General features: G+C 62.2%; 26 protein-coding genes. 14 read left to right on the top strand and 12 right to left on the bottom strand.

Annotated features, from left to right (window positions below; translation table 11 throughout):
* Window positions 1-5 precede the first annotated feature (5 nt).
* Window positions 6-1799 carry a class I poly(R)-hydroxyalkanoic acid synthase gene (gene phaC / locus OEW28_RS06150; RefSeq protein WP_263733824.1) on the bottom strand — a complete coding sequence of 598 codons (1794 nt, stop codon included), beginning with the start codon at window positions 1797-1799 and terminating at the stop codon, window positions 6-8.
* A gap of 104 nt (window positions 1800-1903) precedes the next feature.
* Between phaC and phaZ the strand changes: the two genes are divergently transcribed.
* Window positions 1904-3163, top strand: coding sequence for a polyhydroxyalkanoate depolymerase (gene phaZ / locus OEW28_RS06145; protein WP_263733823.1), 1260 nt, complete (start codon window positions 1904-1906; stop codon window positions 3161-3163).
* Here phaZ and OEW28_RS06140 read toward each other — a convergent pair.
* Window positions 3160-3906: an alpha/beta hydrolase gene (locus tag OEW28_RS06140; protein ID WP_263733822.1), complete on the bottom strand. Its 747-nt coding sequence runs from the start codon at window positions 3904-3906 to the stop codon at window positions 3160-3162. The genes phaZ and OEW28_RS06140 overlap by 4 nt on opposite strands.
* 158 nt (window positions 3907-4064) lie before the next feature.
* Between OEW28_RS06140 and thrS the strand changes: the two genes are divergently transcribed.
* The 6 genes from thrS (at window position 4065) to OEW28_RS06110 (ending at window position 9092) form a co-directional block, all read left to right on the top strand.
* The gene (gene thrS, locus OEW28_RS06135) at window positions 4065-6017 is read left to right on the top strand and encodes a threonine--tRNA ligase (RefSeq protein ID WP_263733821.1); all 1953 of its coding nucleotides are present in this window, start codon (window positions 4065-4067) and stop codon (window positions 6015-6017) included.
* Window positions 6018-6208: 191 nt separating this feature from the next.
* Window positions 6209-6502, top strand: coding sequence for a BufA1 family periplasmic bufferin-type metallophore (locus OEW28_RS06130; RefSeq protein ID WP_263733820.1), 294 nt, complete (start codon window positions 6209-6211; stop codon window positions 6500-6502).
* Between the two features lie 59 nt (window positions 6503-6561).
* Window positions 6562-7416 (top strand): MNIO family bufferin maturase, encoded by an 855-nt coding sequence (gene bufB, locus OEW28_RS06125; RefSeq protein ID WP_263733819.1) that lies wholly within the window; start codon window positions 6562-6564, stop codon window positions 7414-7416.
* Window positions 7413-8156: an HvfC/BufC N-terminal domain-containing protein gene (locus tag OEW28_RS06120; RefSeq protein WP_263733818.1), complete on the top strand. Its 744-nt coding sequence runs from the start codon at window positions 7413-7415 to the stop codon at window positions 8154-8156. The genes bufB and OEW28_RS06120 overlap by 4 nt, the downstream gene beginning before the upstream one ends.
* Window positions 8153-8716: a DoxX family protein gene (locus OEW28_RS06115; protein ID WP_263733817.1), complete on the top strand. Its 564-nt coding sequence runs from the start codon at window positions 8153-8155 to the stop codon at window positions 8714-8716. The genes OEW28_RS06120 and OEW28_RS06115 overlap by 4 nt, the downstream gene beginning before the upstream one ends.
* A gap of 169 nt (window positions 8717-8885) precedes the next feature.
* Complete coding sequence (locus tag OEW28_RS06110) at window positions 8886-9092, top strand: cold-shock protein (RefSeq protein ID WP_263733816.1); 207 nt, start codon at window positions 8886-8888, stop codon at window positions 9090-9092.
* A 43-nt stretch (window positions 9093-9135) separates the two neighbouring features.
* Here the strand turns inward: OEW28_RS06110 and OEW28_RS06105 are convergent, their stop codons facing one another.
* Window positions 9136-9462 carry an ArsC/Spx/MgsR family protein gene (locus tag OEW28_RS06105; protein ID WP_263733815.1) on the bottom strand — a complete coding sequence of 109 codons (327 nt, stop codon included), beginning with the start codon at window positions 9460-9462 and terminating at the stop codon, window positions 9136-9138.
* A gap of 203 nt (window positions 9463-9665) precedes the next feature.
* Here OEW28_RS06105 and OEW28_RS06100 point away from each other — a divergent pair, with 203 nt between their 5' ends.
* Entirely contained in the window at window positions 9666-9929 is a 264-nt protein-coding gene (locus OEW28_RS06100; RefSeq protein WP_263733814.1) for a hypothetical protein, read from the top strand.
* Window positions 9930-9987: 58 nt separating this feature from the next.
* On the opposite strand, the gene OEW28_RS06095 is transcribed toward OEW28_RS06100, so the two are convergent.
* The 3 genes from OEW28_RS06095 to thyX all read right to left on the bottom strand — a co-directional run bounded on the left by OEW28_RS06095 (window position 9988) and on the right by thyX (window position 11929).
* Entirely contained in the window at window positions 9988-10179 is a 192-nt protein-coding gene (locus tag OEW28_RS06095) for a hypothetical protein (protein WP_263733813.1), read from the bottom strand.
* A gap of 180 nt (window positions 10180-10359) precedes the next feature.
* Window positions 10360-11022: a HEPN domain-containing protein gene (locus OEW28_RS06090; RefSeq protein ID WP_263733812.1), complete on the bottom strand. Its 663-nt coding sequence runs from the start codon at window positions 11020-11022 to the stop codon at window positions 10360-10362.
* Window position 11023: 1 nt separating this feature from the next.
* On the bottom strand, window positions 11024-11929 hold the full coding sequence (thyX, locus tag OEW28_RS06085) for an FAD-dependent thymidylate synthase (protein WP_263733811.1): 906 nt from the start codon (window positions 11927-11929) through the stop codon (window positions 11024-11026).
* A gap of 154 nt (window positions 11930-12083) precedes the next feature.
* Here thyX and OEW28_RS06080 point away from each other — a divergent pair, with 154 nt between their 5' ends.
* The 4 genes from OEW28_RS06080 to OEW28_RS06065 are packed head-to-tail and all read left to right on the top strand — an operon-like array spanning window position 12084 to window position 14595.
* Window positions 12084-12512: a VOC family protein gene (locus OEW28_RS06080; RefSeq protein ID WP_263734383.1), complete on the top strand. Its 429-nt coding sequence runs from the start codon at window positions 12084-12086 to the stop codon at window positions 12510-12512.
* A complete protein-coding gene (locus OEW28_RS06075; protein WP_263733810.1) occupies window positions 12479-13189 on the top strand; it encodes a DUF1194 domain-containing protein in 711 nt (236 codons plus the stop codon). Before OEW28_RS06080 ends, OEW28_RS06075 begins: the two co-directional genes overlap by 34 nt.
* The gene (locus tag OEW28_RS06070; RefSeq protein WP_263733809.1) at window positions 13186-13887 is read left to right on the top strand and encodes a DUF1194 domain-containing protein; all 702 of its coding nucleotides are present in this window, start codon (window positions 13186-13188) and stop codon (window positions 13885-13887) included. The genes OEW28_RS06075 and OEW28_RS06070 overlap by 4 nt, the downstream gene beginning before the upstream one ends.
* Window positions 13888-14595, top strand: a complete 708-nt coding sequence (locus OEW28_RS06065) for a DUF1287 domain-containing protein (protein WP_263733808.1) — start codon at window positions 13888-13890, stop codon at window positions 14593-14595.
* Here OEW28_RS06065 and OEW28_RS06060 read toward each other — a convergent pair.
* The 3 genes from OEW28_RS06060 to OEW28_RS06050 form a co-directional block, all read right to left on the bottom strand.
* Window positions 14589-15086: a MarR family winged helix-turn-helix transcriptional regulator gene (locus tag OEW28_RS06060; protein WP_263733807.1), complete on the bottom strand. Its 498-nt coding sequence runs from the start codon at window positions 15084-15086 to the stop codon at window positions 14589-14591. The genes OEW28_RS06065 and OEW28_RS06060 overlap by 7 nt on opposite strands.
* Window positions 15087-15161: 75 nt before the next feature.
* Window positions 15162-15437 (bottom strand): FAD assembly factor SdhE, encoded by a 276-nt coding sequence (locus OEW28_RS06055; protein ID WP_263733806.1) that lies wholly within the window; start codon window positions 15435-15437, stop codon window positions 15162-15164.
* A complete protein-coding gene (locus tag OEW28_RS06050) occupies window positions 15434-15829 on the bottom strand; it encodes a helix-turn-helix domain-containing protein (RefSeq protein ID WP_263733805.1) in 396 nt (131 codons plus the stop codon). The genes OEW28_RS06055 and OEW28_RS06050 overlap by 4 nt, the downstream gene beginning before the upstream one ends.
* Before the next feature lie 84 nt (window positions 15830-15913).
* Between OEW28_RS06050 and OEW28_RS06045 the strand changes: the two genes are divergently transcribed.
* Window positions 15914-17116, top strand: a complete 1203-nt coding sequence (locus tag OEW28_RS06045) for a pyridoxal phosphate-dependent aminotransferase (RefSeq protein WP_263733804.1) — start codon at window positions 15914-15916, stop codon at window positions 17114-17116.
* 80 nt (window positions 17117-17196) lie between these two features.
* Window positions 17197-17616 (top strand): hypothetical protein, encoded by a 420-nt coding sequence (locus tag OEW28_RS06040; protein WP_263733803.1) that lies wholly within the window; start codon window positions 17197-17199, stop codon window positions 17614-17616.
* Here the strand turns inward: OEW28_RS06040 and OEW28_RS06035 are convergent.
* The 3 genes from OEW28_RS06035 to ppk2 form a co-directional block, all read right to left on the bottom strand.
* Window positions 17604-18968, bottom strand: coding sequence for an MATE family efflux transporter (locus OEW28_RS06035; protein WP_263733802.1), 1365 nt, complete (start codon window positions 18966-18968; stop codon window positions 17604-17606). The two genes, OEW28_RS06040 and OEW28_RS06035, sit on opposite strands and share 13 nt — an antisense overlap.
* A gap of 47 nt (window positions 18969-19015) precedes the next feature.
* On the bottom strand, window positions 19016-19549 hold the full coding sequence (locus OEW28_RS06030; protein WP_263733801.1) for a GNAT family N-acetyltransferase: 534 nt from the start codon (window positions 19547-19549) through the stop codon (window positions 19016-19018).
* Between the two features lie 130 nt (window positions 19550-19679).
* Window positions 19680-20663: a polyphosphate kinase 2 gene (gene ppk2 / locus OEW28_RS06025; protein WP_263733800.1), complete on the bottom strand. Its 984-nt coding sequence runs from the start codon at window positions 20661-20663 to the stop codon at window positions 19680-19682.
* Between the last annotated feature and the right edge of the window lie 27 nt (window positions 20664-20690).

Here is a 20690-nt window from a genome sequence, read left to right as displayed (position 1 = left end):
AACACTCACGTGCCGGGAACCTCGCTCACGTAGGTTCCCGGCGCCGCGGCAAGCACCTTGTGGGTCTGGGAGCCCAGGGGGCGGGCGTCGATCATGCGCCCGGAGCGGGCCGACAGCCAGTCGCGCCAGCGTGGCCACCAGCTTCCCTTGTGATAGCCCGCGCCCTCCTTCCATTCATCAACGGTGCGCATCGGGCCCTCGTTCGTGTAATGGCCGTACTTGTCCTTGCCGGGCGGATTGACGATGCCCGCGATGTGGCCGCTTTCGGACAGGATGAAGGTCTTCTCCCGCGATCCGAATTGCTGGATTCCGTTGTACGAGGACTTCCACGGCGCGATGTGATCGGTCTCGCAGGCGATGGCGCAGACCGGGATCTTGACATCCTTCACTGTCACGCGTTCGCCACCGACATCGAAACCGGGCGCGATCAGCTGGTTTTGTTGGCACAGCTCCCGAAGATATTCGACACACATGCGACCGGGAAGGTTGGTGCCATCGCCATTCCAGTAAAGCAGATCGAAGGCCGGGGGGGCCTCGCCCAGCATGTAGCTTCTGATGGCAGGCGTGTAGATCAGGTCGTTCGCCCTCAGATAGGAGAAGGTCCGCGACATGAAGAACTTGTCCAGATAGCCCTCCTTGTTCACCGTTTCCTCGATCCCGTCGACGAAATCGTCGTCCAGGAACACGCCGATCTCTCCGGGATCGGAGAAGTCGGTGAGCGTGGTGAAGAAGGTGGCGGAATTCACGGACTTGTCGCCACGCTTGTTCATCAGCCCAAGCGTGGCTGTCAGAGTGGTCCCCGCGATACAGTAGCCCACGGCATTGATCTTTGCCTCGCCCGTGATCTCCTTGACCTGCTCGATTGCCGTCAGGTAGCCATCCTGCACGTAGTCGTCCATGCCGACCTCGGCATAGCTGGCGTCGGGGTTCTTCCAGCTGACCACGAACAGCGTGAAGCCCTGGTCGACGATCCACTTGATCAGGGAATTCGCGGGCTTCAGATCCAGGATATAGAACTTGTTGATCCAGGGTGGGAAGATCAGCAGCGGGGTCTTGTGAACCTTGTCCGTCGTGGCCTTGTACTGGATCAGCTCGAACATCCGGTTACGGAAAACGACGCCACCTTCGGTCGTGCCGATATTGTTGCCGACCGCGAAGGCCTCCTTGTCGGCCAGCGTGACCAGCAGATCGCCCCGGTTAGCCTCGACGTCGCGCACAAGGTTTTCAAGCCCCTTGACGAGGCTTTCGCCCTCGGTTGCGACCGCGCGCTCAAGGGCGTCGGGGTTGGTGGCCAGAAAGTTCGTCGGCGCCAGCATGTCCACGATCTGCCGCGTGAAATACGCGATCCTGCGTTTGTCCGCTGGTTCAAGCCCCTCGAGCCCCTCGACGGCCTTCGACATCGCCTCGACGTTGGTCTGGTACTGGCGCTTGATGAAGCTGAAATAGGGATTGGTGTCCCAAAGCGGGTTCGAGAACCGCCGGTCCTTCGGCCCCTTGTCATCTTCGGGCTCCACCGTCTGGCCGGCGAATGCCTGCTGCATCTCCATGTAGTGCTCAAGCGACTTGCCCCAGAATTCGACCTGCTGTTCGAGAATCCGGGTCGGATTCGAGATCGCCTCGCTCAGAAACGCGGTCATCGCCTTGCCGTAAAGTTCCTGTCCGGGGGCTTCAAGCGCCGGCGTCCGCATCCGCTTTTGCTGCAGCGCAGCGACCAACCGTTGCGTCAATTCCTCAATCTTAGCAAGATTTGAGGTGAATTTCTCGAGATTGGGGCCAGATTCGGTTACCTCTGTTGTCATCTCGATCTTTCCCTCCTAATCTTTCTTGCGGTGCAGCATAGCGCTGCCCGCGCGACCGTGAAAGCAATGATTTCCGCAGGGCCAGTCCCGGAGAAGGAGATACGATGAAGGGCATGGCAACCTACGACCTGATGGAAAGCATTCGCAACACCAACGAATGGCTTGGGGCGAGCGCACGCGCGATGGCCTCCTATCCGGTCTGGGGACTTGCCCCGCATCCGATGTTCAAGGTCATGTCCGCCTGGGGCCGCATCACCGAGCGGTCGTTTGCGCGCATGGTCATCAAGCCCGACTGGGGCATCCGGACGATTGTGGGCCCCGACGGCCGCGACCACATCGTCGAGATCGACACTCTGGTCACGCGCGCCTTCGGCGACCTGATCCATTTCCGCGTTCAGGGCCGCGCTCCAATGAAGCGTCGCGTCCTGCTGGTCGCGCCGATGTCCGGCCATTATTCAACGCTCCTTCGTTCTACGGTCAAAAGTCTCCTTCCCGACTGTGAAGTCTATGTGACGGACTGGAAGAACGCACGCGACATCCCGGTTTCGCAAGGCAAGTTCGACGTCGAGGATTATACGCTCTACCTCGTGGATTTCATCCGCTTCCTCGGACCCGACATCAACATCGTATCGGTCTGTCAGCCTGTGCCCCTGACGCTTGCCGCCACGGCGTATCTGGCCGGCGAAGACCCTGCCGCGCAGCCCAGGACGCTGACGCTGATCGGCGGCCCGGTCGACCCCGACGCCGCCCCGACCGAGGTGACGGACTTCGGACGGCGCGTAACGATGGGTCAGCTTGAGCATATGGTGATCCAGCGCGTCGGCTTCAAATACGGCGGCGCGGGACGGCTGGTCTATCCCGGGCTCATGCAGCTCGCGTCCTTCATCTCGATGAACCTAGATCGCCACACCACCGCGTTTTCCGAACAGATCCTGCGCGCGGCCAAGGGCGAGGCAACCGAACGGGATGCGCACAACCGGTTCTATGACGAATATCTGTCCGTCATGGACATGACGGCAGAGTTCTATCTTTCGACGGTCGAGCGCGTCTTCAAGAACCGCGAGATCGCGCGCAACGACTTCACGGTGGCCGGCACCAAGGTCGACTTCGGCAAGATCACCGACGTTGCGGTGAAGATCGTCGAGGGCGAAAAGGACGACATTTCGGCGCCGGGCCAGTGCCTTGCGGCCCTGGATCTTCTGACCGGCCTTGCCGACGAAAAGAAGGCCCAGCACCTGGAACCCGAAGCCGGCCACTATGGCATCTTCGCCGGCAAGTCCTGGCGCAACAACATCCGCCCGCTCGTGCTCGACTTCATCGATGCCAATGCCGGGCCGTCCAAGGCGCATATCCGCGCGGTCTAAGCCGCGCGGTTTCCAACCTTCAGCACGGTAGCCTCGATAAGCCTCAGGCAGTCGGGCGTCGAAAACCGATGGTCGGCACCCTTGACCAGGGTCAGCCGGATGTCGGGGCCCGACATGTGATTGAGCAGGCGCATGGCGACGTCGACGGGAACATCGGCATCCGCCGTGCCTTGGAGCATGCGGACAGGCATCGCCAGATCCAGCGGCCGGTCGAAGATCAGCCGCTCGCGTCCCTCTTCGATCAGCCTCCGCGTGAACACATAGGGCTCGGGCGAGTAGTCCGAAGGACGCTCCAACCGGCCCTTTTCCATCATCTCGTGCCGCTCGGGCTCGGTCATTTCGCTCCAAAGGCTTTCGGTGAAGTCGGGTGCCGCCGCCACGGTGACCAGCCCCGCCACCTTTTCGGGATAGTCGCGAGCCAAGAGCAGGGAAATCCAGCCGCCCATCGAAGACCCGACAAGTATCTGCGGCCCTTCGGTCAGCGCGAGGATCGCCGAAAGCGCGTCGTCGAACCAGTCGCCGATGGCGCCGTCCATGAAATCGCCGGAGGACAAACCGTGACCGGAATAATCGAACCTGAGAAATGCGCGCCCGCGGGTTCTTGCCCAGTCCTCAAGCGCCAGCGCCTTGGTGCCTTCCTTGTCCGACTTGAAGCCCCCGAGGAAAACGATGCCCGGCCCCTTACCTTCAAGACGGTCATAGGCAATGTGCCGGCCCGTTTCCGTTCGATGATGATCGCTCATGCTCCGCCCCCCTTTGCCTTGCTCCATGCGACAAATACCGTCGAGCGGCACGGCGTGAAACCCCCGGTGATTGACTTCCCCGCCGCGATTGAGGAATAAGGCGCGACATCACCCGCAACCGGGCGTTCCGTGGGCGCCAAACCGACGAGGAGCCGGCCATGAGCCAGATTTCCCTGACATTTCCCGATGGCAAGCAGCGCGACTACGACAAGGGCGTGACCGCGGCCGAGGTTGCGCAGTCGATCGCGCCCTCGCTTGCGAAAAGCGCGATTTCGGCCAGCGTCAACGGCAAGCACTGGGACCTGCAGTGGCCCATTGAAGACGATGCGCAGATCGCCATCCACACGATGAAGGACGACGCCCAGGCGCTTGAGCTGATCCGCCACGACTTTGCACATGTCATGGCCCGCGCCGTCCAGAAGCTCTGGCCCGACGTCAAGGTGACAATCGGCCCGGTGATCGAGAACGGCTGGTACTACGACTTCGACCGGGATGAGCCTTTCACGCCCGAGGACCTTGGGCTGATCGAAAAGGAAATGAAGGCGATCATCAACGAACGCGACCTGGTCAAGACCGAGGTCTGGGATCGTTCGCGCGCGATCGAGCACTACATCCGCAAGAACGAGCCCTTCAAGGTGGAACTGATCGAGGCGATCCCCGGCGATGAACCGCTGCGGATGTATTGGCACGGCCACTGGCAGGACCTGTGCCGCGGCCCGCACCTGCAGCATACCGGCCAGCTTCCCGCCGACGCCTTCAAGCTGATGTCGGTCGCGGGCGCCTACTGGCGCGGCGACCACACCAAGAAGCAGCTTCAGCGCATCTACGGCGTGGCGTTCAAGAACCGCGAGGACCTCAAGGCCTACCTGACCATGCTGGAAGAGGCCGCCAAGCGCGACCACCGCAAGCTTGGCAAGGAGATGGAGCTTTTCCATCTGCAGGAAGAAGCGCCTGGCATGGTCTTTTGGCATCCCAACGGCTGGACGGTCTATCGCGCGCTTGAAGACTACATGCGCCGCCGCCTCGCCCGTGCCGGATACAAGGAGATCAAGACCCCCCAGGTCGTCGACCGCATCCTGTGGGAACGTTCGGGCCACTGGGAGGCCTACCGCGAAAACATGTTCATCGTCGAAGTCGAGGAAGAACATGCCAAGGAAAAGCGCATCAATGCGCTGAAGCCCATGAACTGCCCCTGCCACGTGCAGGTATACAATCAGGGCCTGAAATCCTACCGCGACCTGCCACTGCGCCTGGCCGAGTTCGGCTCCTGCCACCGCTACGAATCCTCGGGGTCCATGCACGGCCTGATGCGCGTGCGCGGCTTCACTCAGGATGACGCGCATATCTTCTGCACCGAAGACCAGATCGAGCAGGAATGTGCGAACTTCATCGGCCTTCTGTCCTCGATCTATCGCGACCTGGGCTTCACCAAGTTCGACGTCAAGCTGTCCACCCGCCCCGACGTGCGTGTCGGCAGCGACGAGATCTGGGACAAGGCCGAGGCCGCGCTGGAAAATGCCGTCCGCAAAGTCACGAACGACTATGAGGTCGACCCCGGCGAAGGCGCGTTCTATGGCCCGAAGCTCGACTTCAAGCTGACGGATGCGATCGGACGTGAATGGCAGTGCGGAACCTTCCAGGCCGACTTCAACCTGCCCGTTCGGCTGGGTGCGGAATACGTTGGCGAGGATGGCGCAAAGCACCGGCCCGTCATGCTGCACCGCGCGATCCTGGGCAGCTTCGAACGCTTCCTCGGGATACTGATCGAAAACTACGCAGGCAAACTGCCGATCTGGCTGGCCCCGCGGCAAGTCGTCGTGGCATCCATCGTGTCGGACGCGGATGACTACGTGAACGAGGTCGTGGCGAAGCTGCGCGATGCAGGCATCCGGGCCGAGGCGGACACCCGCAACGAGAAGATCAACTACAAGGTTCGCGAACATTCGGTGGGCAAGGTTCCCGTGATCCTCGCGATCGGCATGAAGGAAGTGGCGGAACGGACTGTTTCACTTCGCAGACTGGGCGAGACGCGCACTGAAACGGTGGCGCTGTCGGACGTGCTATCGTCTCTAACGGCGGAAGCGGCGCCGCCTGATCTGGCAAATCACTGATATATAAAGAAAAGCGCCCCGTTTCAGGGCGCTTTTTTCTTTACCTGCGGCGTGCTGGACCTTCATCAGCAATGTTTCACTGGGTCACACCGGCGTGGCCCACGGGGTCGTGACTGGCCCGTTACGCCGTCCGCCGGATAGGACTCCGGTGTCGATAAAGAAACGACGCAACACATTTCAGGAGGAAGATAATGTCCAATTCCGTCAAGACCCTCGCCGTTGCAAGCTCTCTCGCAGCAGCCCTCGCCGCACAGTTCGCCACGCCCGCCGTCGCCCAGGAAAACGAAAAATGCTTCGGCGTGGCGCTTGCCGGACAGAATGACTGCGCCGCGGGTCCGGGCACGACCTGCGCTGGAACCTCGACGGTCGACTATCAGGGCAACTCCTGGAAGCTGGTGCCGGCCGGCACCTGCACCACGATGGAGCTTCCCGACGGCCGCATGGGATCTCTTGAGGCGCTCGAGCGCGATCTTCCCCAGAGCTGATGGAAACAAGTCCCCCCGTGCACTGGCGTGGGGGGACGCTTGCAACCAGGGGGTAAGAAATGTTGGACCAGGGTTCCCGCCGCAGACTGCCGACCAGTCCCGGTATCGGTTACAAGCCCCAGCACATATCGAACATTCTGGAGCACCCAGGACCGGTTGAATGGCTTGAGATCCATGCAGAAAACTACATGGGGGCCGGTGGACGCCCGATCGCGCAACTGCGCCACCTGGCCGAACGGTTTCCGATCTCGGTTCATGGTGTGGGCCTGTCGATCGGGGGGGAAGCGCCACTGGACCGCGATCACCTTGACCGGCTCAAGCATCTCCTGAACTGGCTGAACCCCGCCAGTTTCTCGGAACACCTGGCCTGGTCCACGCATGGGGCAGAGTTCCTGAACGATCTGCTGCCTCTCCCATACACAAATGCGACGCTGGCACGCGTCGCCCGCCACATCGACCAGGTGCAGGAATGCCTGGGACGCCAGATGCTGTTGGAGAATCCTTCGGTTTACGTCGAGCTCACCGGATCGGCGCTGGATGAGATCGATTTCCTTGTCGAACTTGCCCGCCGCACCGGCTGCGGACTGCTTCTGGATGTGAACAACGTCTACGTATCCAGCACGAACCGGCGAACCGATCCGCAGGACTACATCACCCGATTTCCGCATGATCTGGTCAAGGAAATCCACCTTGGCGGCCATGATGAAGACCGTGACGATACAGATCAGCCTTTTCTGATCGACGCGCACGGATCGGAAGTCGTGGACCCTGTCTGGCAACTCTACGCTCGGACGATCGAACTGGGCGGCGCGAAACCCACCCTGATCGAGTGGGACAACGACGTGCCGGACTGGCCCGTGCTTGCCGCCGAAGCCGCGCGCGCCGCACGCATCCTCGACCGGGTGAAAGCATGAACCAGTCCGAATTCCGCGCGGCACTTCTTGACCCCGAAAGGCCCCTGCCCGCTGGCATTACGGATCCTGAGGGCCGTCCCGCGCCGAAGCGTTTCAATGTCTACCGGAACAATGTCACCGCATCCCTGACAGAAGCCCTGCGCAAGGCGTTTCCCGTCGTCCATGCGCTGGTCGGGGCTGAGTTCTTTGCGGACATGGCGCGCGTGCACCTGCGCGCGCATCCGCCCAAGTCCCCGCTTCTGATGTTCTATGGCGAAGACATGCCTGCTTTTCTTGAAGGCTTCGACCCGGTGCGGCATCTGGGCTATCTTCCCGATGTCGCGCGATTGGAACTTGCCATTCGCCACTCCTACCATGCTGCCGACGCATGCCCCATGCGCCGCGAATTGTTCGCATCGATCTCGCCAGACCGCCTGATGTCGGCGCGGGTGCGCTTCACCCCCCCGACCAGGTTATTGCGGTCGCGTTGGCCCATCAGGTCGATCTGGGCCGCGAACGTGTTGGGCGAGAACCCACCCAAAGCGGCCGCGGCCGAGGACGTCTTGATCGTGCGTCCGGAATTCGACCCCGAGCCTGTCCTGCTGCCGAACGGTGCGGGGGACTTCATTGCCGCGCTCATGGAGGGCGCGCAGCTGTCCGAAGCACTTGATCGAGCGCCGGAGATGGATCTGACCGCAGCGTTGACGATCCTGGTCGGCAGGCGCGTCATCGCGGAAATCGCCGCAGGAGATGCGACATGAACATGCTTCTTGCCCTTTACGACCGAGTCTCTGCGACGCTCGCCAGCGTCGCGCCTGGCGTCCTTCCCACCTTGGCGCGGCTTGGCTTCGCGGGCGTGCTGCTTGTCTACTTCTGGAACTCGGCGCGCACCAAGGTTGGCGACGGCATCTTCGGCATTCTGTTCCCACGCGATGGGGCCTACATTCAGATATTTCCCAAGGCGGTCGAGGCTGTCGGTTATGACGTGAGCCAGCTGGGCGTGTTTCACTACCTGGTCGTTCTGGCTGGGACCCTGGCCGAGCTGACCTTGCCCGCCCTGATCCTTGTCGGCCTGTTCACCCGGCTTGCCGCGCTTGGCATGATGGGCTTCGTCGTCGTCCAGAGCCTGACCGACGTCTACGGCCATGGCATCGGCGGCAGCGACTTGGGAAGCTGGTTCGACAGGGCATCCGACGCGCTGATCCTTGATCAGCGCGCGCTGTGGATGGTGCTGCTCTCCATCCTCGTCTTCCTTGGGGCCGGCCCGCTTTCCCTGGACCGACTATTTGCCCGCGCCAGAGCCAAAGCGCGCGGTTTCTGACCTTATCGTCAAAATTCTTGATTTTTTGCGCAAATCGCTCATCCTTCACTCCGCGTGACCGCAGACTTTCTACCGCTCCTCGTTTCGGGGCAGCCGGACTGAGTGAAAGACCTGGCTGCACGATCCGCAGGCAATCTCGCAGGCGGAGAATTAAACAGGGAGTAAACGGATGGCCACCGGCACCGTGAAATGGTTCAATTCGACGAAGGGTTATGGCTTCATCGCCCCGGATGACGGCGGGAAGGACATTTTCGTCCATATCTCCGCGGTCGAGCGGGCTGGGTTGAAGTCGCTGAACGACAATCAGAAGGTTTCGTACGAACTTCAGGCGGGGCGCGACGGGCGGTCGTCGGCCTCCGACCTCAAGCTGCTCTGAACTTCGCCAACGCGCATGCAACGGCCCGCCCCGCGGGCCGTTTTCATTTCAGGACGCGGGCCTTGGCCTCGGCGGTCCAGCCAAGGATCAGTTCGCCCTCGTGCTCGATCACCGGGCGCTTCATCAGCGTCGGATGATCGGCCAGAAGCTTTTCCGGAGCGGCCGCACGGGCATCGTCGTCAAGCCCCCGCCAGGTCGCCGACGCGCGGTTCACCAGACGGTCGCCAAACACGGACAAGAAGCGGGAGACCTGTTCCGGCTCAAGCGGCTCGGCGCGGATGTCCCGAAAGGCGACGGCCTTGCCAGCGGACTCGATCTCTTTCCTGGCCTTTCGGCAGGTGTCGCAGGTCGGGATGCCATAAAGGATCATGGGTGTCCTATCCTTACAGTCAGCGGACCGGCAATAGCAGCCCGCGGGGCCAGAGCCAAGCACGCCCTGCGGCACGCCCCCCCCACGAACGGCGCAGACATTTCTGATCCACATTCACGAAACGGTGAAGACATGATCCAGCCTGCCCTTCCGCCCGTAGTCAAAGGGTCGATCTAAAAGACGGCACAACAATGGGGGTAGATATGAAAACGACTCTGACGATCCTGACGGCGGGACTTCTGGCTGTTGCCGCGCCGGCGATGGCCGACAGCAACAAGGACGCGGCACAGAACATGGCCGCGGCGCTGAAGGGCGGCGGCGGTGGAAACAATTCGCCCATCAAGGAAGCGCTTGGGCTTGAAGGCAACGGCGGCGTCGCCAGCTATGTCTCGGGCGGCGGGACCGGCGGCTGGGGCAACGTCGGCAGTGGTCTAGTCGGCGACCAGGTGTCGAAGCGCAACAAGTGATCGGACGATCCGTCCGGGCAAGGCCCCGTCCGATCGGCGGGGCCTTTTTCCTTGCACGCTAGAACTCTTCGTCCACGAAGCGGTATTCGCCGTCGCGGAGGATCTTCATGACGTGGCGGTCGTCGTGATACTGGTCCACCAGTTCCTCGCATCCGGAAACCACGACCGCGGTGATCGCCAACATGAGGAAGCGCGTCGGCGCGGGAGCGATCTTGTCGGGCGCTTTCGCCCACTTTTGCCAGAGGTCCATGGATTGAGCGTCGCACCAAGGGGCGAATGGCGCAAGGGGGAATGAAGGGTGCGCTGGCGCTGGCGCTCCAAAATCCTAGATTATTAACTTCAGAGAACTCATAAAGAGAACCCTATTAATTATTCAGCGCAAATCTATCAGTAATACACCGAATGAATTGCGCCGACCCCGCATATTCTCCTAGTGCGCAACGGGAATCGCATTCCAAGGTCGTTTGTTCGAGGTGGAAATTCGTCTGAGATAATGACAAAGAAAGTTATCAGTATCTACTACCAAGTCGTCAACAAGATTCGTCAATTCAGTAAGACGTTCAATGCGGACATATTGCGCATCTGCGCCTCGATGAGCAATTTCGCCACGCAGCCCAACAAAATCGTTCAGAGAATCAGCGGGATGCCGCCAAGCGCCTTCTAATTCCTCGGCGGGAACACCTAACCATTTCTGAAACAATCCAGATACCTGCGAGAATTTTGGTGTATTTAAAACGGCACACTCAGCCACTGCAGCATTCTTGTAGACATCCTTCCAACCATCTCCACACAATTCCAAGGCGCCGTGATCATGTTTTGACTTCTTTGCTACTGACGCTATCTCTGTTTTGACATTGGCGGGCAAAAATTCTGGACTCATAGAACTCTTCACTAAGAAATCAATTCCTTCAACAATGACTTCTTCTGTATACAACTCCCAAGCGGCACATAACATAACCACGCCACTACGGGTAATGTGCCCAAGGTATCGCCTCCCTCGTCCTGGCGCGTTCAATAGACCGTGAGTGGCGATGAGTTGAACTACATCTGGATATAGTTTGTCGTGAAAAAACTTTCTTGATTTTGACGGCATCTCACCCCCAAACGCCTTCGAACTCCCGCCATTCACCCTTCGACATGCCCGAGGTCTCTTGCGTGACGACCTCGCCGGCCAAGCGGCGTTTCAGGACCTCGACCCCCTTGGCCGACAGCGTCGCGCCGCCCATGCGGTAATCCTCGAAGGCGGCGTAGGCGAGCGGGACCCAGTCCTTGACGATTCCGCACATCGTTTCGGCATAGGCGCGGATTTCGTACTGGGCGTGGGCGTCCGCGCGCAGGCGCAGGAAGTGGAACAGGTTGTGCAGGTCCACCTTCCAGTACCACTGGGTGTAGACGTTCGCGGGCAGGTTCATGCGGGCGAGTTCACGAGCCAGGCCCTTCTGCCCGTCCTGGCTCAGCATGTCTTCGTAATGATCGTAGGCGCGGGTGGCGTCGTCGCGCAGGATGTCCAGCACTCGCTGCGCCTCGTCCCCTTCAAGCAATTCGCCGCGGCCCTGGTTGTTGACCGTCGATTGCGCGGCCAGGTGTTCGGGCGCGGGGATGTAGAATTCGCGGTCCAGAATCGAGTAGCGGGCAGAGTACTCGTTAACGTTCGCTGTGCGATGGCGGATCCACTGGCGGGCGACGAAGACGGGAAGCTTGACGTGAAACTTGACCTCGCACATCTCGAACGGGGTCGAGTGCCAGTGCCGCATCAGATAGCGGATCAGCCCCTCGTCGTTCTGCACGGCCTTGGTTCCACGGCCGTAGCTGACGCGGGCGGCCTGGGTGATGGCGGCGTCGTCGCCCATGTAGTCGATGACGCGGACAAGGCCATGGTCCAGCACCTCGTGCGCGACGTAAAGGCGGCGCTCCATCCCCTCGGAGGTGGCGCGCAGCGTCGGCCGAGTGGTGGCGCGGGCCTCGTCGATTTCGGCTTGCTGTTCGGGGGTGAGGGTCATCGGTCGTCCTCCGCATCATCGAATCGTTACCCACCTTATATTGATGCAGGCGCACAGGACACCACGATGGAATGTGTCTGCCGTGTTTTTTCCGGGCGGCTTGGAAAACCGGAGCAGGGTGGTAGTCTGGGGGCCAATGAAAGACGGGGGAAAGATGACGATCCGATATCTGCATACGATGGTCCGGGTGCTGGACCTTGATAAATCGATGGCGTTCTACGAGCTGCTCGGGCTGAAGGAAACGCGGCGCTGGGACAACGAAGGCGGGCGCTTCACGCTGGTGTTCATGGCGCCGCCGGGTCAGGAGGAGTGCCCCGTCGAACTGACCTGGAACTGGGACGGCGATCCGGGGCTGCCCTCGGACAGCCGCCATTTCGGGCATTTGGCCTACGAGGTCGACGACATCTACGCCACCTGCGCGCATCTTCAGGCGAACGGCGTGACGATCAACCGGCCGCCGCGCGACGGTCGGATGGCCTTCGTCCGGTCGCCCGACAACATCTCGGTCGAGTTGCTGCAGAAGGGCGAGGCAAAAACGCAGGCGGAACCTTGGGCCAGCATGGGCAATACAGGGCACTGGTAGCGGCGGCGGCGCTGTCGCTTTGGGCGGGGCCCGGCTGGGGCGCCTGCCGTCTGGCGCTGGCGCTGGGGTTCGATGTATCGCGTTCGGTCGATGTGCAGGATTACGCGATCCAGCGCGACGGGATCCTTGCCGCGCTGGCCGCACCAGAAATCGTTCGCGCGCTTCTGGGGGGCGATCAGCCCGTGCGCCTGGCGCTGTACGAATGGTCGGGCCAGGGCGCGCAAGCGATCGTGGTCGACTGGACCGAAATCAGCACCCAATCGGATATCGACGCGATATCGGCCCGGGTTGCGGCGCACCCCAGATCCGAGGACAAACTGCCGACAGCGTTGGGGGAGGCGCTGGATTTCGGGCTGGACCTGCTGAACCGGTCAGGGGATTGCCCAGTGAGGACGCTGGACATATCGGGCGACGGTCGCAACAACGACGGCGACGCACCTGAACAAGTCCGCGCGCGGCGCGACCTTGGCGACATTCTTGTCAACGGGCTGGCGATCGGCGGGCATGAAGCCGACATCGCCGTGTACTACCGGCAGCACCTGATCCACGGCAAAGGCGCCTTCGTCGAAGTCGCGCGCCAGCACAGCGATTTCCCACGCGTCTTCCGCCGCAAGCTTGAGCGAGAGTTGACCGAGCAGCTTCTGGGCCGCCTCGAACCGCGGGAGGATCGTGGGTGAAGGCTTTGGCCCTGGCACTTGCATTCGGTTTTCCCGCGACCCAGGCTGCGGCAGCAGAGTGCCGTCTGGCGCTGGCGCTGGGGCTTGATGTCTCGTCTTCGGTCGATCCGCAGGAATACGCGCTTCAGCGCGACGGCCTTGCCGCCGCGCTTCTGTCGCAACAGGTGAAAGAAGCGCTGTTTTCCGGTGACCCCCGCTGGGTCGCGATCGCCGTATACGAATGGAGCGGGCGCTGGCAGCAGGCCATGGTGCTTGACTGGACGCCGATCCGGAACGACATGGACCTGACGCTTGCCGCCGAACGCATCGCATCGGCGCAACGCAGCTACCAGGACTATCCGACTGCGCTTGGTGCAGCTCTTGGGTTCGGCTCAACGCTGCTGGATCGCGGGCCGGCTTGCGACCGGCGAACGCTTGATATCTCTGGCGACGGCGTCAACAACGAGGCGTTCGCCCCTTCCGACGCGTACCGGGCGTTTCCGTTCGGTGACACGTTGGTAAACGGCCTTGTCATCACGGGATCCGACCCGAACGTCGCGCAATTCTACATGTCTCATGTATTGCGCGGCCCCGGCGCATTTCTGGAGCAAGCTGGGGACTACCGCGACTATGAAGAGGCAATGGCGCGCAAGCTGAGGCGCGAGATCGGATTCGCGATCATTGGCGCGGCTGCGCAACCCGATGGAGAAGAAGGGTAGATGCGAAAGACGCTGATTCTTGCGGCGACTCTCGCGGTGGCGGGTCCGACGGTGGCCCTGCACTGGCCGCGAGAAGCGCGCGTGGCAGCGCAGGTCGTCATGGCGCAGTTTGTCAACCCCGCCGTGCCGGACGCCCATCTGGTTCCGACCACGCCCGAGGCGGCGCGTCTGATCACAGCGGCAGAAGCGCAGGTGGGCGTAACCAGTCGTTATGATCCCGCCTATGTGACGCTGGCCTTTCCCGGCGGGGATGTTCCGGCCGAGCGCGGGGTCTGCACCGACGTCGTGATCCGTGCCCTTCGGGCCGGGCTGGGCATCGACCTGCAGGCGGCGGTTCATCACGACATGACGCGCAATTTCCAAGCCTATCCGGCGCTATGGGGGCTCACCCGCCCCGACGCAAACATCGACCATCGCCGCGTGCCGAACCTCGAGGCGCTCTTTCGCCGCACCGGGGCGGAGGTTCCGATTGGGCCAACACCAGCGGCGTTCCGACCCGGCGACATCGTGACGTCACGGTTGCCGGACAACAGGCCGCATGTGATGATCGTGACCGCGCGGATTTCGCCGGACGGCACCCCCCTTGTAGCGCATAACATCGGCGCGGGCGTACGGATTGAAAATGCTCTGTTCGACTATCCGCTGTCGGCTCAGTTCCGCTTGACGCCGGACGTCCTTGCGCGTCTGTCCGGTCTTGCCAATCAGTAGATGTACCGGATCTGGTCCGTCCAGTAGCGCTCAAGCCGCTTGAGCGTGGTGTTGGTTTCCTCGGCCATCAGCCGCACGATCAGGCCGCGCGCCTCCATCCCGTCGGCGTGGCGTCGGAACAGCGCGGCGACGACATCGCGGACCCGCCTGCCCTCGGCTGTCAAGCTTACCCGAACCGAACGGCGATCCACGGTCGAGCGTTCGTGATGCATGTAGCCGCCATCCACCAGCTTCTTCAGATTGTAGCTGACGTTCGACCCCTGATAGTAGCCGCGGCTTTTCAATTCGCCCGCCGTCACCTCGGCGTCGCCGACATTGAACAGCAACAGCGCCTGCACCGGGTTTATCTCGAACATGCCCAGCCGTTCGAACTCGTCCTTGATAAGGTCAAGCAACAGGCGATGCAGCCGTTCGAGCAGCGCCAGCGTTTCCAGATAGCCCGCCAGGACATGCGCCTGCGGCGTGTCCGGCACGGCTGCGTGAATGGTCATCCTGGCCTCCACCTTGGTCTTGCCTTTGGGCAGACTGGGCGAAAAAGCCAAAGTTTCTGTTAAAAGCGTGAAGGCTCAGTGCGCCTTCGCGTGACGTGCGCGCGCGAAGGCGGATATGTCGGCCACCAGGGGCCGAAGGACCGGCGGCGCATCCGCGACACCGGTCATCCAGGGATAGATATCCTGATCATTCTCGGCCAGAAGACGCTCATACAATTCAAGCGCATCGGCCTGCATCGAAGCCAGGTGTGCGTCGGCATAGGGGCCAAGGATAAGATCCATTTCCTTGGTTCCCCGCCGCCACGACCGCATGGCGAGCCGTTTCAGCCTGGCCTCGTGCGGGTCGGTCATGCGGCCTCCAGTCCGATCAACCGTTCGAGGCGGCTTTCCAGCGCGGCGATGCGACCGGCCAATTCTGACGCATCGCGATACAGCACGCGCAGGTCGCCCCGAAGGCGGGTCATCTTGCCATTGTCATCGGAGCTGGGTGGCGCAACGCCCGGCCCCTCTCCGGTCAGCAGCCACATGATGGACACGCCAAGCATGCCGGCGATCATCTGAAGCCGGTTGGCGCGCGGCTCTCGCGCGTCTTCTTCCCACTGCCGCACTGTCTTCAGCTTGACGCCAAGACGCTGGGCGAACTCTTCCTGTCTGATCCCCTGCGCCTCGCGCGCAGCAGCCAGACGATCGCCAAAGGTCGCGATGCTGTCCGCATACCAGCTTTCATCGGTTACGTCGGGCATGGTGTCTCCTCTCGTTGCCGCTTGAACAGGTTCTGCACCCAACCTATGACATGGGCCCGGCAATTACAAACCGGAGTACCCCCGATGGCCTTCCTTTCCGACACATTGGCCCGCGTCAAACCGTCGCCCACCATCGCCGTGACGACCAAGGCGCAGCAACTGAAAGCCGATGGCAAGGACGTGATCGGCCTTGGCGCGGGCGAGCCCGATTTCGACACGCCCCAGAACATCAAGGACGCAGCCAAGCGCGCGATCGACGCGGGCAAGACGAAATACACCGCCGTAGACGGCATCCCGGAGCTGAAGGCCGCCATCTGCCGCAAGTTCAAGCGCGAAAACGGCCTGGACTACACACCGTCGCAGATCACCGTGGGCACGGGCGGCAAGCAGATCCTCTACAATGCGCTGATGGCCACCTGCAATCCGGGGGACGAGGTGATCATCCCCGCGCCCTACTGGGTCAGCTATCCCGACATGGTGCTTCTGGCCGGCGGCACGCCGGTGACGGTCGAATGCGGGATCGAGACGGATTTCAAGCTGACAGCCGAAAAGCTTGAGGCCGCCATTACGCCGAAGACCAAGTGGTTCATCTTCAACTCGCCCTCGAACCCCACCGGCGCGGGATATACCGCAGAGGAGCTGAAGGCACTGACCGATGTTCTGATACGTCATCCCCAGGTCTGGATCATGTCGGATGACATGTACGAACACCTTGTCTTCGACGACTTCAGATTCGCGACGCCGGCCCAGGTGGAGCCCCGCCTTTACGACCGTACGCTGACCTGCAACGGCGTCTCCAAGGCCTATGCGATGACAGGCTGGCGCATCGGCTACGCGGGCGGCCCGGTCGCGCTGATCAAGGCGATGGGCACGATCCAGTCGCAATCGACATCGAACCCCTGCTCGGTTTCGCAATACGCGGCGGTCGAGGCGCTGGACGGGCCGCAGGGCTTCCTTGACGAAAACCGCAAGCTCTTCCAACGCCGCCGCGACCTGGTCGTATCGATGCTGAACGAGGCGAGCGGCATCACCTGTCCGCGCCCCGAGGGCGCATTCTACGTCTACCCCGACATTTCCGGCTGCATCGGCAAGACTTCGGCCGGTGGGGCGCCGATCAAGGATGACGAGGCGTTCGCCACTGCACTGCTTGAGGAAACCGGCGTCGCGGTCGTCTTCGGTGCGGCCTTCGGCGTGTCACCGAACTTCCGCGTCAGCTACGCGACCTCGGACGCGGCGCTTGAGGAAGCCTGCCGGCGCATCCAGAACTTCTGTGCAGGGCTTCGTTGAGCGAACGGCAAAAGCGGCGCGGTGCTTTTGACAGCGCCCGCCGCGGCCCCTAAAGTCTGCGAAAACCAAGGGCGGGTGCCATGTCCGAACTGCCAGAGTTCTACTTCCGCATCCGCGAAAACGGCGCGGCGGTGTTTCGGGTCGATACCGAAAACCGCATGCGCCGGATCGAGATGGACCAGATCGCCGTCGTCAACGTGAAGAACGGCGAGATCAAGCCGCAGGGCGGACGCACGCTGTCACCAGGGGACCTTGCCGCGATACGGGATTGGCTAGCCCAACGCCAGGCGCTGGTCGCGCGGCGCGATACCGACGACATCCTCAGAACCGTGGACCACCTGAACCAGACCGCGCATTGGGCCCAGACACGGGCAAGCGAGGCACAGCTTGACCAGGTCACCGACGCGCTGCTTCTGGCCATGCATGACCTGAGATCTGTTTTGGTGAAGAAAAGATCCGAACGCCCGTCCAGAGAGCCCGCGCGGGATCAGGCGGGCTGAGCGGCTATGCCGCGCCAGCGCCAAAACCGCCACATCAGCAGGACGGCCGCCACGGTCAGCCCCGCGACCAGGCCAAGCCATAGCCCGATGCCCCCCATGCCCATCGGAAAAGCCAGCAGGTAGCTGACCGGAATCCCGATAAGCCAATAGCTGATCGACGCGATGACCATCGGCACCCTCGTGTCATGGATGCCGCGCAGCAGCCCCAGCGCCATGACCTGCGCGCTGTCCGCCATCTGGAACAGGGCCGCCATGGCCACCAGGCTGGTAGCGTAGGCAACGATCTGGGGGCCTTGCGGGTTTTCGGGATCCAGGAACAGACGGATCATCGGCTCTGGCAGCATCAGGAAGGCGGTCACGACCAGTACGCCGAAGAGCGAAGACATGTAGATCGCCGTCCGCGCGCCGTCGCGCAATCCGATCATGTCTCCGATGCCAAAGGCTCTTCCGGCGCGCACGGTCGCGGCGTTCGACAGGCCAAGGTGGACCATGAAGGTGATCGCGGCCAACTGCAGCGCGATCCCGTGAGATGCAAGCTCGACCGCGCCGATCCATCCCATCATGATCGCCGCCGCTTCGAATAGGCCGCTTTCGAAAAGACCCGTCAGCCCGATGGGCCAGCCCAGCCGGAAGACCTGAACCAGGGCCGCGTAGTCCGGCCGCCAGAACCGGACGAAAAGCTGGAAGCGGCGCAGGGCCGGATGAAACGATGAGTGGAGCGCCAGCAAGGCCATCATCAGGAACTGCGTCGAGGCCGAAGCGATCGCCGCGCCGCGCACGCCCATTTCGGGCGCCCCCCAATTGCCGAAGATCAGCAGCCAGTTGAGAAAGACGTTCAGGAAAACCCCCGCGATCGTCGCCCACAGGACAACGCCGGCACGCTCCAATGCGGACAGCAGGCTTCGCAGTGCGGTCAGGACAAGCGCCGGCAGCATGCCAAGTCCGGCGATGCGCAGGTAATCCTGTCCAAGTTCGGCCACGCGCGGCTCCTGGCCAAGCGCCAGCAGCAGGGCGCCCGACCACCAGAAAACCGGAATCGTGAGAACCGAGAAGCCGATCGACAGCCAGAGCCCCATCCGCGTGTCGCGCCGCACCTGCACCTCGTCCCCGCGCGCAAGCGCCGAGGCCACCATCGGCATTACCGCCTGGGCAAAACCTGAACCAAGGATGAAAATGACGAAAAAGGTGGCGGACCCGATGACGACAGAAGCCAGTTCAATCGTGCCATACCAGCCAACCATGACCGTGTCGGCGACATGCAGCGCCATCTGGGCGATGTTGGACCCGATCAGCGGCAGGCCCAGCACCAGCAGCGCCCTTGCATGGGCCGGATATGACAGTCGCGCGCTCATCCCCGAGGATTACAGCCACGGTTGAGACAGGTCCAGAGGCGTAGAGATCAGCCAGATGGGTGCCCCCCAAGTCGCAACAACCTTCGCCAGAGGGGCGTCTTTCCAAACCGCGCGTGTACCTCGGCGATGTTCGGATCACCACTGTCAAGCGGCTCCAGGCCTGAGCGCGCTGCGATGCGCTGCATCGCCGCGTTCGCCTTGCGGAAGTAGAGATGCACGTCCGCGAAGCCGCGCCTCCGACCTTCCTTCAGCGCGGCGTCGATCAACGCCTGTCCGATGCCTGACCGGCGATGGCCTTCGTTGACCGATACGGCAATCTCGCCCTCGCCCGACACATCCGGCCAGCGGTAAAGCTCTGCCACGCCGACGATGACACCGTTTTCCACGGCGTCGAAGACGACCTCGGGCCGGGACGTCGCGGCGTAGCGCTCCAGATGCGCGTCGGACACCCATGTGAAGAAGCGGTTGAGCCGGGCGTCAGGTCCAAGGCCCAGCAGATGCGCCTTCATCCGGTCCCGCCAGCCGGGCTCTGCCGGCGAATGCGAGGCGATCCGGACACCTTTTGCAGGTGCAGCGGCCATGGCGGCCTCCTTGCAGGCACCGCCATGCTGCGGCGCAGCACAAGGATGGGCCCTGCCGCCGCGTTTGACCAGCCCCACCGGCGCAGAGCAGTCATGCATCAGCCTCAATGCGGCCAACGTGACCGCAGTATCAGACCTTGCTGCGCCGCAGGTCCGGATGAAGCGAAGCGCCCAGGATGTGTTCCGCCTGGTGAACGACATGGCTGGCACGGCCGACGATAAGGGGGTCGGGCTGGGTGACAACCGTCAGATCCTTGTCGGGATAGTCCAGCGAGGACAGGAAATGCTTCATGCAATTCAGACGGGCGCGTTTCTTGTCGTTCGACTTCACGATCAACCACGGTGCATCCGCCGTGTCGGTGTAGAAGAACATTGCCTCCTTGGCCTCGGTGTAGTCGTCCCACTTGTCAAGCGACGCCTTGTCGATGGGCGAAAGCTTCCAACGTTTCAGGGGATCCGTCTCGCGTGACATGAAGCGCCTGCGCTGTTCTTCGCGCGTGACCGAGAACCAATACTTGTAAAGCCGGATGCCGGAACGAACGAGCATCCGTTCCACCTCGGGCGCCTGGCGCATGAACTCGAGATATTCGGTGGGCGAGCAGAAGCCCATGACCCGCTCGACGCCCGCGCGGTTGTACCAGCTGCGGTCATAGAAGACCATTTCCCCGGCGGTCGGCAGGTGTTCGATGTAACGCTGAAAGAACCACTGTCCCTTCTCGACATCCGAGGGCTTGTTCAGCGCCACGACACGGGCAAAACGTGGATTCAGGTGTTCCATGTAGCGCTTTATGGTGCCACCCTTGCCTGCGGCGTCGCGCCCCTCGAACAGGATCACGAATTTCTGTCCGGTGTCCTGCGCCCAAAGCTGGACCTTCAGCAACTCGGTCTGAAGCCTGGCCTTTTCTGCCTCGTAAGCCTTGGTCGCCAGCTTGTGCCCGTAGGGATACTTGCCGCTTTCGAATGCGTGGCGGATTGCGTCGGCATTGACGACCGGAAACGCGCGCGGACCCTTCCTGTCAGGCGATGCGGCGGCACTTTCGGGCGCGGCTGCGTCAGGGATGGCTGCTTCAGCGGCGGTTTCATCGGCGGGAACAGCTTGAAGGGTTTCGGCCATGGATCCTCCTTCCAGTTTTCAATGACA

Source organism: Albidovulum marisflavi (genome assembly GCF_025751435.1).
Lineage (GTDB): Bacteria > Pseudomonadota > Alphaproteobacteria > Rhodobacterales > Rhodobacteraceae > Albidovulum > Albidovulum marisflavi.
This window is presented reverse-complemented; position numbering and strand designations above follow the sequence as displayed.